Genomic DNA, 15425 nt, shown 5'->3' on the forward strand with positions numbered 1-15425 from the left:
GCGGCGGCGGTCCGGGTGCGGCGCCCAACTAGGGTCGCCCGCATGCACCCGGGGGAACCACGGCTGGACGTCGCGCGCGTCCGCGGCCTGTTCCCCGGCCTCTCCGACGGCTTCGTGCACACCGACGCCCCCGGCGGCACGCTGATGCCCGAGAGCGTCGTGCACGCCGTCTCCTCGGCGATGCGGGTGCCGGTGGCCAACCGCGGCGGGGTCTTCCCGTCCTCGGCGCGCACCGAGGGCCTGGTGGCCGCGGCGCGGTCCGCCGTCGCCGACCTGGTGGGCGGGGTGTCCACCGGCGTCGTCCTGGGCCCGAACACCACCTCGCTGGTCTACGCGGTCGCCCGCGCGCTGTCCCGCACCTGGCGCTACGGCGACGAGGTGGTGGTCAGCCGCCTCGACCACGACGCGAACATCCGGCCCTGGCTGCAGATGGCCGAGCAGGTCGGCGCCGTCGTCCGCTGGGCCGAGGTGGACATCGAGACCGGCGAGCTGCCCGCCTGGCAGTACGACGACCTCATCACCCCGCGCACCCGCCTGGTGGCGGTGACGGCGGCCAGCAACGCCATCGGCACGCGCCCCGACGTCGCCGCGATCGCCGCCCGCGCGCACGCCGTCGGGGCGCTGGTCTTCGTCGACGCCGTCCAGGCCGCGCCGCACGTGTACCTCGACAAGGCCGCCCTGGGCGCGGACTTCCTGGCCGTGTCGGCCTACACCTGGTGCGGTCCGCACGTGGGCGCGGTGGTGGCCGACCCGGCCCTGCTCGCCGAGCTCGCCCCCGACCGGCTGCTGCCCACGCCCGACCGCGTCCCCGACCGGTTCGAGACCGGCACGCCGCCGTTCGAGCTCTACGCCGGGGTCACCGCCGCCGTCGACCACCTCGCCGGCCTGTGCGACGACGCCACCGGCAGCCGCCGCGACCGGCTGCGCGCCTCCATGGCCGCCGTCGCCGCGTACGAGACCAGCCTGTTCGACTGGCTGGACCAGGCGCTGCGGGCCATGCGGCACGTCCAGGTGGTGGGCTTCCCCGAGCACACGACGCCGACGCTGTCGTTCACCGTGCCCGGCATGCGCCCGCGGCAGGTGGCCGCCGAGCTGTCCCGGCGCGGCATCTGCGCCTGGGACGGCGACTTCTACGCCCGCGAGCTGTTCGACGCGCTCGGCGTCAACGAGCTCGGCGGCGCCGTCCGGCTCGGGCTGGCGCACTACAACACCGCCGAGGAGGTCGGCTACGTGGTCGACTCGGTGGCGGCGCTGCGGGGCGCGCTGCTCTAGGCGCCGTCCCTACGCGTCGGGGAGCAGCAGCACCTTGCCGATGTGCTCGCTGGCCTCGACGACGCGGTGCGCCTCCGCCGCCCGCGACATCGGCAGCCGCCGGTCGACGATCGGCCGGACCACCCCGCGCTCGACGTCGGGCCACACCTGCGCCCGCACCGCGGCGACGATGTCGGCCTTGCCGCCGGGGCCGGTCGGCGGGCGCGAGCGCAGCGCGGTGGCCGCCACCGACGCCCGCTTGGCCAGCAGCTTCGCGATGTCCAGCTCCGCCCGCGTGCCGCCCTGCATGCCGATGACCACCAGCCGCCCGCCGACGGCGAGGGCGTCGACGTTGCGGGCCAGGTACTTCGCGCCCATGTTGTCCAGCACGACGTCGACGCCCGCGCCGTCGGTCTCCTCGCGCACCCGCTGGACGAAGTCCTCGGACCCGTAGTCGATCGTCACCTCGGCGCCGAGCTCGCGGCAGAACTCGAGCTTGGCCGCGCTGCCGGCGGTGGTGAACACCCGCGCGCCGGCCCGGACGGCGAGCTGGATCGCCATCGTGCCGATCCCGCTGGACCCGCCGTGCACCAGGAAGCTCTCGCCCCGGCGCAGGCCGGCGAGCTGGAAGACGTTGGACCAGACGGTGCAGGTGACCTCGGGCAGCGCGGCCGCGGTGGCCAGCTCCACGCCGGCGGGGCGGGGGAGCAGCTGCACCGCCGGGACGGCGACCCGCTCGGCGTACCCGCCGCCGGCCAGCAGCGCGCACACCTCGTCGCCCACCGACCAGCCGGTCACGCCCTCGCCGACCTCGCTGACGATCCCGCTGCACTCCAGGCCGAGGACCTCGCTGGCGCCCCTCGGCGGCGGGTAGTGGCCGGCCCGCTGCAGCAGGTCGGCCCGGTTGACGGCGGTGGCCGCGACGTCGACGACGACCTCGCCGGGACCGGCCACCGGGTCGGGCACCTCACCCCAGCCGAGGACCTCGGGGCCGCCCGGTCGACTCGCGATCACCGCACGCATGCCCCCGACCCTAGGAGGACCCTCCCGCGAGCTCGCTCTCAGGAGCTCGGTGCGGGCGCCACCGACGCCGTGGCGCCGGAGACGGTGAGGCAGCGCCCGCCCCCGGGCTCGGCCACCAGGTCGGCGAGCACCCCGCCCAGCGCCCGCCGCGAGACGTGCATCCCCCCGGTGTCCCCGGCCGGCGAGGTCGCGGCCGGCTCGTCGCCGTCGGTGAGGGACACCGGCTGCACGATCGTCCAGTCCAGGCCGCTGTCCCGGACGACCCGCTCCTGCCGCTCGTGGTCGGCGATCTGCGGCCGCAGCAGGAGGGCGAACACCAGCCGGGCCGACAGCGGCAGCCGCCCCCGCGTCTCCCCGACGCCGTAGGAGGACTGGACGACCAGCCGCGGGACGCCGTGCTCCCGCATCGCGGCGACCACCGCGGCCGTCCCCCGCGAGCGGACGTCGAGCGGGGTGCCGCGGCTGCCCAGCAGGCGCACCCGCAGCGGGTGCTCGCTGATGCCGAGGGCCACCACCACGGCGTCCTGCCCGCGGACCGCCCGCGCCACGTCCCCGGGCGCCGTGGCGTCGCCGTCCACGGCCCGGACGCCGCGACGCCCCGCGTACGCCGCCGACGCCCGCCGGGCGAACGCGGTCACCTCCCGTCCCTGCCCGGCCAGCGCCTCCACGGCCGCCCGTCCGGATCCACCCGTCGCACCCACCACCAGAACGCGCACGTCCCTGCTCCTCCCGGTCCCGCCGGCGCCCGTCGCCGGTCGCCGTCGACACTGGCGGCCGGGGCGGCCGGAGCCCATGACCGCGCGTCCGCGGACGGTGCCCGTTCGTCCGGCGGACCTGGACGCCCGGTGCGGACGCCAGCAGGCTGGGACCGTGCACGCGGACGCCGTGACCGACGGGGACCACGCCCGGCCCTGGGCGCCGGTCGACCCCCTCGGCGGCGTGCTGGCCGACCTCCGCATCCGCGGCACCTTCTACTGCCGGGCGGAGGCGACCGCGCCGTGGGGCCTGGAGATGCCCGCCCTCGCCGGGTGCATGAGCTTCCACGTCGTCACCCGGGGCAGCTGCCTGCTCGAGGTCGACGGCGAGCGGCGCGAGCTCGGCGTCGGGGACCTGGCCCTGGTCCCGCACGGGCGCGGGCACCTGCTGCGCAGCGGCCCCGGGGCGCCGGTCGCCGGGCGCGCCGACCTGCTGCCGCAGCGGTACCTGGGCGACCACTGCTCCGTCCTGCGGCTCGACGGCGGAGGCCCACCGGCGGCGATGGTGTGCGGGGTGGTCGAGCCCGACCGGCCGGGCGCCGCCCACCTGCTCGGCCTGCTCCCGCCGGTCCTGGTGGTCGACGGGTCGGACCCGGCCCGGACCGGCTGGCTGCCGCTGCTGCTCCGGGTGCTCGCCGACGAGGCCGCGGTGGACCGGCCCGGCGCCGAGGCCGTGATCACCCGGCTGGCCGACGTCGTGGTCGTCCAGGCCGTCCGGGCGTGGCTGGACACCGCAGCCACGGGCCCGGGGTGGCTCCGGGCCCTCCGCGACCCCCAGGTGGGGCGGGCCGTGGCGTCGCTGCACCGCGAGCCCGGCTCGGCCTGGACCCTGACCCGGCTGGCGCGGGAGGCCCGCATGTCGCGCTCGTCGTTCGCCGCCCGGTTCACCGAGCTGGCCGGAGAGCCGGCGATGCACCACCTGGCCCGCTGGCGGATGCACCTGGCCACGGTCGCGCTGGGGCAGGGGGCGCGGGTGGGCGAGCTGGCCGGGAGCCTGGGCTACGAGTCGGAGGCCGCGTTCTCGCGCGCGTACAAGCGGATCGTCGGCGTCCCGCCGACCGCGGCCGGGGCGGCCGCGCGACGCTCCTGAGGTCGGTCCCGGCGCCGTCCAAGCTGGCCACAAGCCCGTTGCAGGGGCCGGGCGGCACCGTCCCCACCGTGACCACGACGAGCACCCCTCCGACGAGCACCCCTCCGACGAGCACCTCCACGACGACGTCCCCCGCCCCCGTCCGCCGCGCGCCCGCCCGCCGCGGCCCGGTCCGCTCCCTGGGCGACCACGCGCTGCTGCACCGGGCGCTGCGCTCGGGCACCCGGGTGGTCGCCGAGGCCCTGACCGGCATCGCCTTCGACGAGTCCTGCTGCCCCGAGCGGCAGCGCGAGCTGGTCCGCTGGACGAGCGGCGTGCTGGCCGAGGTCCGGGCGCACGCGGTGCTGCGCCGGCGGCTGGAGGCCGCGGTGTCGCGCGTCGTGCTGCCCGGCGGGGGCCCGGACGTGCGCCGCCCCGGTGGTGACGCCGCCCTCGACGAGGCGCTCACGCGGGCCGTCCTGGCGCTGCCGCTGTTCGCCCGCGACGTGAGCGCCGGCGCTCCCGCCCTGGCCCTCGCGCTGACCGACCTCGCCGACCTGGTCGCCGCCCGGCTGGACGCCGAGGAGGCCGTCGTGCTGCCGCTGGTCGACGAGCACGTGTCGGCCGCCGAGCGCGGCCGCGCCGAGCGGGCCGCTCGCCGGGGCCTGCCCGCCGGTCAGGCGCTGTTCACGTTGCCGTGGCTGCTGGACGCCTGCCACCCCGCCGAGCGGGTCATGGTGCTGGAGACGGCCTCCCGCCCGGCCCGGCTGGTCCTGCGGTTCGCCGGCGCACGCCACGGGCGCACCCGCGACGCCGTCCTCGGCACGCCCTGGTGACGCCGGGGACGGCAGCGGGCCGGCTCCCCGGGAGGGGAGCCGGCCCGCTGTGGACGACCGCTAGGCGCGGGCCTTGAGGTCCTTGCGCAGGATCTTGCCGGCCGCGGACTTGGGCACCTGGTCGATGAACTCCACCGCGCGGATCTTCTTGTGCGGGGCGAGCCGGCTGCCGGCGAAGTCCATGACGTCCTGCTCGGAGATCTCCGCGCCGGGCGCCTTGACGACGAACGCCTTGGGCAGCTCCTCGCCGCTCTCCTCGTCCTTGACGCCGATGACGGCGGCGTCGGCGATGGCCGGGTTGCTCAGCAGCACGGCCTCGAGCTCGGCCGGGGCCACCTGGTAGCCCTTGTACTTGATGAGCTCCTTGACCCGGTCGACGACGGTGTAGCAGCCGTTCTCGTCGACGACCGCGACGTCGCCGGTGTGCAGCCAGCCCTCGTCGTCGAGGGTCTGGGCGGTCGCCGTCGGGTTGTTGAGGTAGCCCTTCATGACCTGCGGGCCGCGGACCCACAGCTCCCCGCGCTCACCGGGGGCGGCGTCCGTGCCGGTCTCCGGGTCGACCAGGCGGCACTCGGTGTTGGGCAGCGCCAGGCCGACCGAGCCCTTGGGCACCTCGGTGACGCCCTCGGGCAGCCGGGTGGCGTCCGGGGTGGTGTGCGAGACCGGCGACAGCTCGGTCATGCCGTAGCCCTGCGCGACGACGACGCCGTCGGCGGCGCCCTTGCGCAGCCGGTCCTGGGCGGCCTGGGCCAGCGCCTCGTCCAGCGGCGCGGCGCCGGAGGTGATGCTGCGCAGCGAGGACAGGTCGAACTGGTCGACCATCGGGTGCTTGGCCAGCGCCAGCACGATGGGCGGCGCCACGAACGCGCGGGTGATCTTCTGGTCCTGGATCGTGCGCAGGAACTGCTCGAGGTCGAACCGCGGCAGGGTGACCACGGTGCCGCCCCACTGCAGGCCCTGGTTCATGAGCACGGTCAGGCCGTAGATGTGGAAGAACGGCAGGACGGCGATGATCCGCTCGTCGCCCTCGACCAGCTCCACCAGCGGGCGGGACTGGCTGACGTTGGCCACCAGGTTGCGGTGGGTGAGCATGACGCCCTTGGGCAGGCCCGTGGTGCCGCTGGAGTAGGGCAGCGTGACCAGGTCGTTCGCGGGGTCGATGTCGACCTCGACCGACGGGGCGTCGCTGGTGATGAGGTCCAGCAGCGAGGCGTGGCCCTCGGCGCCGTCCATGACGATGACCTCGTCGACCGGCGTCTGCTCGGTGGCCTCGAGCGCGCGGTCGAGGAACGGCGAGACGGTGACGAGCACCTTCGCGCCGGAGTCCTTGAGCTGGTAGGCGACCTCGTGGGCGGTGTAGAGCGAGTTGATCGGGCTCATCACCAGGCCGGCGCGGGCGATGCCGTGGAAGACGACCGGGTACCACATGGTGTTCGGGCACAGCACCGCGACGACGTCGCCCTTGCGCAGGCCGCGGGCGGCGAGGGCGGCCGCGACCCGGTCGACGTAGGTCGCCAGCTGGCCGTGGGTGATCGAGTCACCGGTCAGCCCGTCGACCAGAGCAGGTGCGTCCGGCCGCGACGCCCCGCCGGCGAGGACGAACTCGGGTACCGACTGGTCGGGGATCTCGACGTCGGGGTAACGACTGGCCAGAGCCACGGTGCTCCTCCTCAGGGGTGCGTAGTGGCGCCAGTCTCACACCCCGGGTGTGTCGCGCGACACGCGGGTTACTCGCCGGTCACCTCTCCCGTTCCCGCGGCCAGAGCACCGACTGGGTGCACCGGAACAGGGCGAGGGTCCTCCCGGCGTCGGAGGCGACGACGGCGTCCCAGACCTGCGTGGTCCGGCCGGCGTGCACGTTCGTCGCCACCGTGCGCAGCCGGCCCTCGCGGAGGGTGCCGAGGAAGTTGCTCTTCAGCTCGATGGTCGTGAAACCGGCCGACCCGTCGGGCAGCAGGGCGCGGGTGGCCAGGCCGCAGGCGGTGTCGGCCAGGGCGACGACGGTGGCCGCGTGCAGGTAGCCGTTGGGCGCGAGCAGCTCGGGGCGGACGTCGAGGGCGGCCTCGAGCCGGCCCGGCTCGTGCGCGGTGACGGTCAGCCCGATCAGCCCGGGCAGGGTGCCCGGCAGCAGCGCGTTCAACTCGTCGGCGGTGAGGAACCCGGGAGCGGCCACGGCCGCGACCGTAGCGCCGCGCGAGCGGGGGGACCCGGCCGCGTCAGGGGGCGGCGGAGTCGGTCCTCGCCCGGCGGAAGCGGCGGCGGTGGGTGCGGACCCGCTCGCCGTCGGGGCGGCGGCGCAGGTGCAGCCGCTCGCGGTGCGCCTCGGCCGAGTGGACGACGGTGACCGGGCACGGCGCGTGCAGGACGCACTGCAGGCCCGTCGAGCCGAGCAGCACGCTGGAGAACCCGCCGTGCCCCCGGCTGCCGACCACCAGCAGGTCCGCGCCCACCGACTCCCGGACCAGGCCCTCGGCCGCCGAGCCGAGCACGGCCGTCACGTGGATCACCGGGTGCGGCTCCGGCACCTCGCGCAGCACCTCCTCGACGAACGCCTCGGCCCGCTCCACCGCCGCGGCCTCGGCCCGCTCGTAGTGGACGTCGCCGACGACGTCGAAGTCCATCCACGCCTCGGGCGGGCGGTACACGGTGACCGCCTCGACGGGAACGCCCCGGCGGACGGCGTCGTCGAGGGCGAACCGCAGCGCGGCCCGCGCCCCCGCCGACCCGTCGACGCCCACCACCACCCGCGGCCCGTGGGCCCGGGACTCCTCGACGCCTGCGACCTGCTCGGTCATGACGGCCTCCCCGGCACCGTCCCCGCGGGACCCGGCGCCCCGGCGGGCGACCCGAGCATGATCCGTCCGGCCGCCCGGCGGAAGGGCCCTCCGCCGCGCCCGGTCGGCTCAGGCCAGGCCGCGGGTGGTCCGCGCCGGCGGACGGTCGCCGCGGATGGCGGCGACCATGTCCAGCGTCTGGCGGGTCGCGGCGACGTCGTGGGCGCGGAACACGCGGGCGCCCAGCCACGCGCTGACCGCCGTCGCGGCGAGCGTGCCGGTCAGCCGCTGCTCCAGCGGGACGTCGAGGGTCTCCCCGACGAAGTCCTTGTTCGACAGCGCCACCAGCACCGGCCAGCCGGTGGCCACGAGCTCGCCGAGCCGGCGGGTGGCCTCCAGCGAGTGCCGGGTGTTCTTGCCGAAGTCGTGGCCGGGGTCGACCAGCACCCGCTCGCGGTCCACGCCGGCGGCGACCGCAGCCTCGGCCAGCGCCGTCGTCCGCGCCACGACGTCGGCCACCACGTCGTCGTACCGGACCCGGTGCGGCCGGGTCCGCGGCGGCAGCCCGCCGGCGTGTGTGCAGACGATGCCCGCGCCCGCCTCGGCCGCGACCTGCGCGAGCTCGGGGTCGACCCCGCCCCACGCGTCGTTGACGACGTCCGCCCCCGCGGCGAGCACCTCCCGGGCCACCTCGGCCCGCCAGGTGTCGATCGAGATCGGCAGGTCCGGGTGGGCGGCGCGGATGGCGGCGACCAGGTCCACGGTGCGGCGGATCTCCTCGGCGGGGGAGACCTCCGCGCCCGGGGCGGCCTTCACCCCGCCGACGTCGACCACGTCCGCGCCCTCGGCCACCACCCGGTCCACCCGCTCCACCGCGGCGGCGAGCTCGTAGGTCGCTCCGCGGTCGTAGAAGGAGTCCGGCGTGCGGTTGACGATCGCCATGACCACCAGCCCGCCGTCGGGCACGTCCCGCCGGCCCAGTCGCAGCACCCCGTCGCCTCCGTCCCGGCCGATGTGGTGGAGTCAGCCAACCAGACCACCGGCGGTCCGGACCGAGGGACACAGGAGGACAGGCGATGGCGCAGACCACCGTGGACGGGGTCGAGGGCGTGCAGGGGCTCGTGGGGCGGCACCTGGGCCACAGCGACTGGGTCGAGGTCACCCAGGAGCAGGTGCAGCAGTTCGCCGACGCGACCGGCGACCACCAGTGGATCCACGTCGACGTCGAGCGCGCGAAGAAGGAGAGCCCGTTCGGCGGGCCGGTGGCGCACGGCTACCTGACGCTGTCGCTGGTCCCGTCACTGCTGCCGCAGATCGTCGAGATCACCGGCTTCCGGATGGGCGTCAACTACGGCACCGAGAAGGTGCGCTTCCCCTCGCCGGTGCCGGTGGGCAGCCGCGTCCGCGCCGGCGCGACGCTCGCGTCCGCGACGCCCTTCGACGGCGGGATCGCGATGAACATGGACGTCACCGTCGAGGTCGAGGGCCAGACCAAGCCCGCGATGGTCGCCACCGTCGTCTACCGCCGCTACCTGTAGGCCGGGCGGTGCACTCCCGCGGACGCGCCCGGGGCGCGTCCGCGGGAGCGCACCGCCTCAGGCGACGATCGACTGGTTGACCAGGGCGCGCAGGTAGGCCCGGATCGGCAGCGTGCTCGAGGGCAGCAGCTGCGTGTAGAAGCTGACGACGACGTCCTCGACCGGGTCGACGTAGAACGCCGTCGACGCCGCCCCGCCCCAGCTGTAGTCGCCGACGCTCGCGACGCCGCCGTAGCGCGCCGGGTCCAGCACCATCGAGAAGCCCAGCCCGAAGCCCACCCCGCGCAGCGGCGTCTCGGCGAACAGCGGCCGCCCGAACGTCTCCAGGTCGGCGTTGCCGGGCAGGTGGTTGCGCACCATGTGCGCCAGCGTCCGCGGGCCGAGCAGCCGCCCGCCGTCGTAGGAGCCGCCGCGGCGCAGCATCTCGCAGAAGCGCAGGTAGTCAGCCGCCGTCGAGACCAGCCCGCCGCCGCCGGACAGGAACGTCGGCTTGCGGTGCGCCGCCTCGCCCATGGCGTCGATCGGCGCGAAGGAGGTGGCCGGGCCGCCGGGCTGCCCGGGGACGGCGGCGTAGAGCCGGGCGAGGGAGTCGACGTCGTCGTCCTCGCGCAGGCCGAAGGAGGTGTCGGTCATGCCCAGCGGGCGGAAGACCCGCTCCGCGAAGAAGACGTCGAGGGTCTGGCCGGAGACGACCTCCACGAGCCGGCCGAGGACGTCGGTGGAGACGCCGTAGTTCCACTCCGACCCGGGCTGGAAGACCAGCGGCACCGACGCCCACTGGCGGCACGCCTCGGCCGAGTCGACGCCGGGCGGGGTGCCCCACTCGTGGCCCATCGCGCGGTACATGGCGTCGACCGGGTGGGCGTGGTGGAAGCCGTAGGTGAGCCCGGAGGTGTGCGTGAGCAGGTGCCGGACCCGGATCGGCTCGACCTGCGGCTGGGTGACCGGCTTCTGCGCCGACCCGGCGACGTACACGCGGGTCTCGGCGAACTCCGGCAGCCACTTCGCGATCGGGTCGGTGAGCTCGAAGGCCCCCTCCTCGTACAGCATCATCGCCGCCACCGAGGTCACCGGCTTGGTCATCGAGAAGATCCGCCAGCGGGTGTCCTCCTCGACCGGGAGGCCGTTCTCGACGTCGCGGGAGCCGTACCGCCCGACGTGGGCCAGCCGGCCGTGCCGCGACACCGTGACGAGGAAGCCGGGCAGCTGCCCGTCGTCGACCCAGCGGGCCAGCCGCCTGTCCAGGCGCTCCAGCCGGCCGGCGTCGAGGCCGACCTCGGCCGGGTCGGTGTCCAGGGCCAGTCCGCTCGCCACGTGCTCCTCCGTCCCGGCACCGCCGCCCTCGGGCGGCGCCTGCCTGCGCATCCTGACCCACGGGACGTGGGCGGGGTCACAGGGGGCAGGCGCCGCCCCGGCGGGGGGCCCGGCGGGTCAGACCGGCACGTTGCTCGCGGCCTTCTTCAGGTTGGAGCCGGCGGTCACCTTGACGGTGTTGGCCGCGGGGATCTCGATGGACTCACCGGTCTGCGGGTTGCGGCCGGTGCGCGCCGAGCGCTGGGTCCGCTCGACGGTGATGAGACCGGAGACGGCCACCTTCTCGCCGCGGGTGATCGCCTCCACGAGCTCCTCCTGCAGGCCGCTCAGCACGGCGTCGACGGTGGAGCTGGGGACGTCGGCGCGCTTCGCGATGGCGGAGACGAGTTCGGCCTTGTTCACGGGGTTCCTCTCAGACGTCGGGGCCCGCGCGGTCTCGGCGGGCCGCCGGGTGGGGTGCCGGCCGCGGGTCCGCGGCGGCGGTCCCGGGCGGGCGCCCGGGACGGACCGGTCCCCGTCGGGGGTCCGGCCCGGGGCACCGTGACACGCCGACGGGGCATCTGGCCAGTGCACGGGCCTGATCACGACCCTACGGACCCGCCGGTACCACCCGTCCCGGGGAGGGGTGGCCCCCCGCGACACGGCGGGAGCCGCGTGCCGCAGGTCCCCCGGGACCGACCCCGCCGTCGGCGACCCGTGCCCGGGCGGTGACGTGTCGGGCCGGAGCGGCGACCCGGCCGGGGTCCCGGCGTCGTCGGCGGCGGTGACGAGGCGGTGCGGCCGGGGACGACGTCCCCCGCGGGTGGACGTCTCCACCGGGCGGTTCCTCCCGGTGGTCCGGGGTGCGGTCAGCGGGCGGCGGCCGCGGAGGCCAGGTCCTCGACGCGCAGCAGGCCCACCACGGCGCCGGCCGCGTCGGTGCAGACCACGGGGTCGAAGCGCTGGGCCGGCGAGCGGGTCAGCGCCCGCTGCAGGGTGGCGGTGACGTCGTCGGTGGGCTCGGCACGCAGCGACACGGGGGCGGTGTGCGCCTGCCCGGTGCGCGGGTCGGTCAGCCGCAGGGCCAGCGGCTCGCCCTGCGGGCCCACCAGGACGACCGGCGGCACACCGGGGAAGGCCTCGGTGACCTCGCACTGGCGCACCGGCCGCAGCAGGCCCGCGACGGTGGACGCCGTCCGCGCGCGGGCGGCGCAGCCGCGGACCAGCGCGGCGACGTCCGGGTCCAGCGGCGCGAACCCCGGCGTGGGCCGGCCGAGCAGCCACCCCTGGGCCAGCGGTACGCCGAGCCGGCAGAAGGCGGCCAGCTCGCTCCGGGTCTCGATGCCCTCGGCGAGCAGCCAGGCGTCGATGCGGCCGGCGAACTCGCCGACCATCTCCGCCAGCGCCATCCGCACCGGGTCGGCGTCGGCGCCGGCGACCAGGGACCGGTCGAGCTTGACCAGCTGCGGCCGCAGGGCGGCCAGCTGCTGCAGGCCCGACCAGCCCGAGCCGGTGTCGTCGAGGGCGACCAGCGCACCCCGCGCCCGCAGCGCGGCGACCTGGAGCCGCAGCGCGCCCAGGTCGTCGACCGGCGCGTGCTCGGTCAGCTCGACGACGACGCGGTGCAGGTCCGGGCGGGTGGCCAGCGCCTCCTGCACCGGCGCCGTCCCGAGCAGGTGCGGACCGACGTTGACGGTGAGGAAGGTGTCCGCGGGCAGGTCCGGGACGGCGGCCAGGGCCTTGTGCAGGGCCAGCGCCTCGAGGTCCGCGGCGATCCCGGCGTCCGCGGCCGCGGCGAACCACACCTCCGGGCCGGCGGTGCCCGGGAACCGGGACAGCGCCTCGTACCCGGCCACGCGGGCCCGCGCGAGGTCCACGATCGGCTGGAAGACCAGCGTGAGGTCGTCGGGATCGGCGAGCAGGGGGCGGCAGTCCGGCAGCCGCCGCGTCAGCATCCCCGTCATGGCGAGGGGATCGGCCACCGACGCCGTCCGCCCGACCCGTCCGGCGGCGTCCCTCACCCGGGCGGGGGACCCTGGCGCCACTGCGGACGGCGTGGTCCGCCCGGCCGCCGCCCGTGGCACCATGGACGGCTGCGACCGCCCGGTCGCGTGAGGACAGGAGGGCCGTGACCGTCCCCCTGCCGTCCGCGCCCGACGACGTCCTGCAGGACCCGCACCGCGTCGCCGCCGCCCGCCGCCTGTTCCTCGAGGTGCCGGACCCCGCCGCCTACGACCGGCTGTCCGGGCTGGCCGCGCGGCTGCTCGACGTCGACCACGCGAAGGTCACCCTGTTCATCGAGCGGGACACCGTCGTCGGCGGGCACGGCCTGCCGCCCGGCGTGGTCGGCGGGCGGGCCCTGCTCACCGGGGCCTTCTCCGAGCGCGTCGTGCGCGAGGGGCGGGCCCTCGCGGTGCCCGACGCGCGGGCCGACCGCGTGCTGGCCGCGCTGCCCGCCGTCACCTCCGGCGAGGTCGTGGCCTACCTGGGCACGCCGCTGCTGTCCGCGTCCGGCTTCGTCGTCGGCGCGCTCGCCGTCTACGACCCCGAGCCGCGCACCTGGCAGCCCGACGACGTCGCGCTGCTGGAGCACCTGGCCGCCTCGGTGGTGGCCGAGCTGGAGCTCTCGGCCGCCCGCTCCGCCATCGGCGTGTCCCGCACCCGGCTGGAGGTCGCCCTCGAGGCCAGCGAGATCGGCATCTGGGAGTACGACCTGCGCAGCGGGGCGCTGCACTGGGACGAGCGGTGCGCGGCGGTGCACGGCCTCGACGGGCCCCTGGACATCGCCGACGTCGACCGGATGCTCGCCGAGCGGATCCACCCCGACGACCACGCCGCGGTGCGGGCGGCGATGGCCTCCGCGCTGTCCGGCGCCGGCGAGTACGCCGTCGAGGCCCGCGCCCTGCACGCCGACGGCAGCGTGCGCTGGACGGTGTCCCGCGGCCGCGTGGTGCGCGACTTGCGCGGCGAGCGGGTGCGGGTCCTCGGCACCGTCCTCGACGCCACCGAGGCCCGCGAGCAGGCCACCCGCCGGATGGCGGCGGTGCAGCGGGCCGCCGCCGTCGCCGAGGTCGCCGCGGAGCTGGCGAACGCGACCGCGCTGTCGCAGCTGGCCGAGATCGCGCTGCGGGGTGCCCGGGTGCTCGGGGCGTCCTCCAGCGCGCTGGCCGCGTTCGACGGCGACGGCGCGCTGCGGCTGCACCTCGCCCGCGGCCTGGCCGACACCGTGGCGAGCGCCGCCGCGGAGGCCGACGTGGAGCTGTCGCCCGGGGCCATGGTGGTCGAGCTCGACGACACGCTGCCCACCCAGTACGCCGCCCGGCACGGCGAGCGGCTGGTCTTCGCCGACCTCGACGAGGCGGTGGCCCGGTTCCCGCAGATGGCCGAGGTCGGCGCCGCGCTCGGCCTGCGCGCGCTCGCCGCGCTGCCGCTGCGGGTCGAGGGCCGGCTGCTGGGCAGCTTCGTCGTCCTCTGGGACACCGAGCACGTCTTCGTCGACGACGACGTCGAGCTGCTCGACGCGCTGACCGCGCAGATCGCGCTGAGCGTCTCCCGGCTGCGGTCCCAGGCCGAGCGCGCCGAGGCCGTGCGGGCCATGTCCCGGGCCAACCAGCGGCTGCAGCTGCTGGCCGACGCCGGCCGCGTGCTCTCGGGCAGCCTCGACATCGGCGAGCAGCTCGGGCAGCTCGCCGACCTGGTGGTGCCGGCGCTGGGGGACTGGTGCTGGATCGTCGTCACCGAGGAGCAGGGCCGGCTGCACGAGGTGGCCTGGGCGCACCGCGACCCGGCCCGCCGGGACGACGTCGCCGCCTACGTGCACACGATGGCGACCGGGATGAGCGACGAGCACGCCGCACGGGTGGTCACCCGCACCGGCCGCCCGCTCGTCGTCCCGGAGCTGGACGCCGCCCGGATCGCCCGTTCGCTGCCCGACCCGGCGGACCAGGAGACGCTGCTGCGGCTGGCGCCCCGCTCGGCGCTCGTCGTGCCGCTGGTGGCGCGGGGGCGGGTCATCGGCGCCCTGGGCACCGCCAACGACGCCGCGCGCGGGCCGCACACGCCGGGCGAGGTCGACACCGCGATCGAGGTCGGCCGCCGGGCGGGGCTGGCCCTGCAGGCGGCCCGCCTCTACGAGCAGCAGCGCGACCTCGCCGACGCCCTGCAGCACAGCATGCTCACCGCGCCGCCCCGGCCCGAGGGCTGCGAGATCGTCGTCCGGTACGTGCCGGCGTCGGAGGGCGCCGAGATCGGCGGCGACTGGTACGACGCGTTCGTCGAGGCCGGCGGCGCGGTGGTCCTCGCGATCGGCGACGTCGTCGGGCACGACCGGCACGCCGCCGCGGCGATGGGCCAGCTGCGCGGGCTGCTGCGCGGCATCGGCTACGCAGGCGGGGGCTCACCGGCCGAGGTGCTCGCCGGGCTCGACCGCGCCGCGGCCGGGCTGGCCCTCGGGGCGATGGCCACCGCGGTCCTCGCCCGGCTGGAGCGCACCGACGGCGGGGGCGTCCGGCTGCGCTGGTCCAGCGCCGGGCACCCACCGCCGGTCGTCGTCCTGCCCGGCGGCGGCGTGCGCGTGCTGGACGAGGGGACGGCCGACCTGCTGCTGGGCGTCGACCCGCGCCGCCCCCGCACCGACCACGACTGCGAGCTGCCCGTGGGCAGCACGGTGCTGCTCTACACCGACGGCCTGGTCGAGCGGCGGGACCGCGACCTCGACGCCGGGACCGCCGCCCTCACCGCCGCGCTGGGCGAGTTCGGCCACCTCCCGCTCGAGGAGCTGTGCGACCGGCTGCTCGGGCGCATGGTCCTGCCCGGCGCCGAGGACGACGTCGCGCTGCTCGCCGTCCGCGTCGAGGGATGACACCGCGGTCCTCCGGACCGCACCG

At 76.7% G+C, this 15425-nt stretch carries 14 protein-coding genes; 5 read left to right on the forward strand and 9 right to left on the reverse strand.

Annotated features, from left to right (window positions below; genetic code table 11):
* Positions 1-42 precede the first annotated feature (42 nt).
* Positions 43-1272, forward strand: coding sequence for a cysteine desulfurase-like protein (locus ACI79Z_RS01950; RefSeq protein WP_456901510.1), 1230 nt, complete (start codon positions 43-45; stop codon positions 1270-1272).
* Between the two features lie 9 nt (positions 1273-1281).
* On the opposite strand, the gene ACI79Z_RS01955 is transcribed toward ACI79Z_RS01950, so the two are convergent.
* Positions 1282-2274 carry an NAD(P)H-quinone oxidoreductase gene (locus tag ACI79Z_RS01955; protein WP_456901511.1) on the reverse strand — a complete coding sequence of 331 codons (993 nt, stop codon included), beginning with the start codon at positions 2272-2274 and terminating at the stop codon, positions 1282-1284.
* Positions 2275-2312: 38 nt separating this feature from the next.
* Positions 2313-2990: an NAD(P)-dependent oxidoreductase gene (locus ACI79Z_RS01960; RefSeq protein WP_456901512.1), complete on the reverse strand. Its 678-nt coding sequence runs from the start codon at positions 2988-2990 to the stop codon at positions 2313-2315.
* Positions 2991-3144: 154 nt separating this feature from the next.
* On the opposite strand from ACI79Z_RS01960, the gene ACI79Z_RS01965 reads away from it, so the two are divergent.
* Both ACI79Z_RS01965 and ACI79Z_RS01970 read left to right on the forward strand, forming a co-directional pair.
* Entirely contained in the window at positions 3145-4119 is a 975-nt protein-coding gene (locus ACI79Z_RS01965; protein ID WP_387990528.1) for an AraC family transcriptional regulator, read from the forward strand.
* 68 nt (positions 4120-4187) lie between these two features.
* The gene (locus ACI79Z_RS01970; protein WP_456901513.1) at positions 4188-4934 is read left to right on the forward strand and encodes a hypothetical protein; all 747 of its coding nucleotides are present in this window, start codon (positions 4188-4190) and stop codon (positions 4932-4934) included.
* Positions 4935-4994: 60 nt separating this feature from the next.
* Here the strand turns inward: ACI79Z_RS01970 and ACI79Z_RS01975 are convergent, their stop codons facing one another.
* From ACI79Z_RS01975 to folP, 4 genes are all read right to left on the reverse strand, one after another.
* Entirely contained in the window at positions 4995-6593 is a 1599-nt protein-coding gene (locus tag ACI79Z_RS01975; protein WP_456901514.1) for an AMP-binding protein, read from the reverse strand.
* Positions 6594-6672: 79 nt separating this feature from the next.
* A complete protein-coding gene (locus ACI79Z_RS01980; RefSeq protein WP_456901515.1) occupies positions 6673-7107 on the reverse strand; it encodes a PaaI family thioesterase in 435 nt (144 codons plus the stop codon).
* A gap of 43 nt (positions 7108-7150) precedes the next feature.
* Positions 7151-7729 carry a universal stress protein gene (locus tag ACI79Z_RS01985; RefSeq protein ID WP_387990515.1) on the reverse strand — a complete coding sequence of 193 codons (579 nt, stop codon included), beginning with the start codon at positions 7727-7729 and terminating at the stop codon, positions 7151-7153.
* A 108-nt stretch (positions 7730-7837) separates the two neighbouring features.
* A complete protein-coding gene (folP, locus tag ACI79Z_RS01990) occupies positions 7838-8698 on the reverse strand; it encodes a dihydropteroate synthase (protein WP_387990512.1) in 861 nt (286 codons plus the stop codon).
* Positions 8699-8784: 86 nt separating this feature from the next.
* Between folP and ACI79Z_RS01995 the strand changes: the two genes are divergently transcribed.
* A complete protein-coding gene (locus tag ACI79Z_RS01995) occupies positions 8785-9246 on the forward strand; it encodes a MaoC family dehydratase (RefSeq protein WP_387990510.1) in 462 nt (153 codons plus the stop codon).
* A gap of 57 nt (positions 9247-9303) precedes the next feature.
* Here ACI79Z_RS01995 and ACI79Z_RS02000 read toward each other — a convergent pair whose 3' ends face one another.
* From ACI79Z_RS02000 to ACI79Z_RS02010, 3 genes are all read right to left on the reverse strand, one after another.
* The gene (locus ACI79Z_RS02000) at positions 9304-10560 is read right to left on the reverse strand and encodes a serine hydrolase domain-containing protein (protein ID WP_456901516.1); all 1257 of its coding nucleotides are present in this window, start codon (positions 10558-10560) and stop codon (positions 9304-9306) included.
* A gap of 117 nt (positions 10561-10677) precedes the next feature.
* Positions 10678-10962: an HU family DNA-binding protein gene (locus ACI79Z_RS02005; protein ID WP_387990504.1), complete on the reverse strand. Its 285-nt coding sequence runs from the start codon at positions 10960-10962 to the stop codon at positions 10678-10680.
* 446 nt (positions 10963-11408) lie between these two features.
* On the reverse strand, positions 11409-12521 hold the full coding sequence (locus tag ACI79Z_RS02010) for an EAL domain-containing protein (RefSeq protein WP_456901517.1): 1113 nt from the start codon (positions 12519-12521) through the stop codon (positions 11409-11411).
* Between the two features lie 146 nt (positions 12522-12667).
* Between ACI79Z_RS02010 and ACI79Z_RS02015 the strand changes: the two genes are divergently transcribed.
* On the forward strand, positions 12668-15400 hold the full coding sequence (locus tag ACI79Z_RS02015; protein ID WP_456901518.1) for a SpoIIE family protein phosphatase: 2733 nt from the start codon (positions 12668-12670) through the stop codon (positions 15398-15400).
* Positions 15401-15425 lie beyond the last annotated feature (25 nt).

The sequence above is a fragment of the Geodermatophilus sp. SYSU D00663 genome, assembly GCF_054050655.1.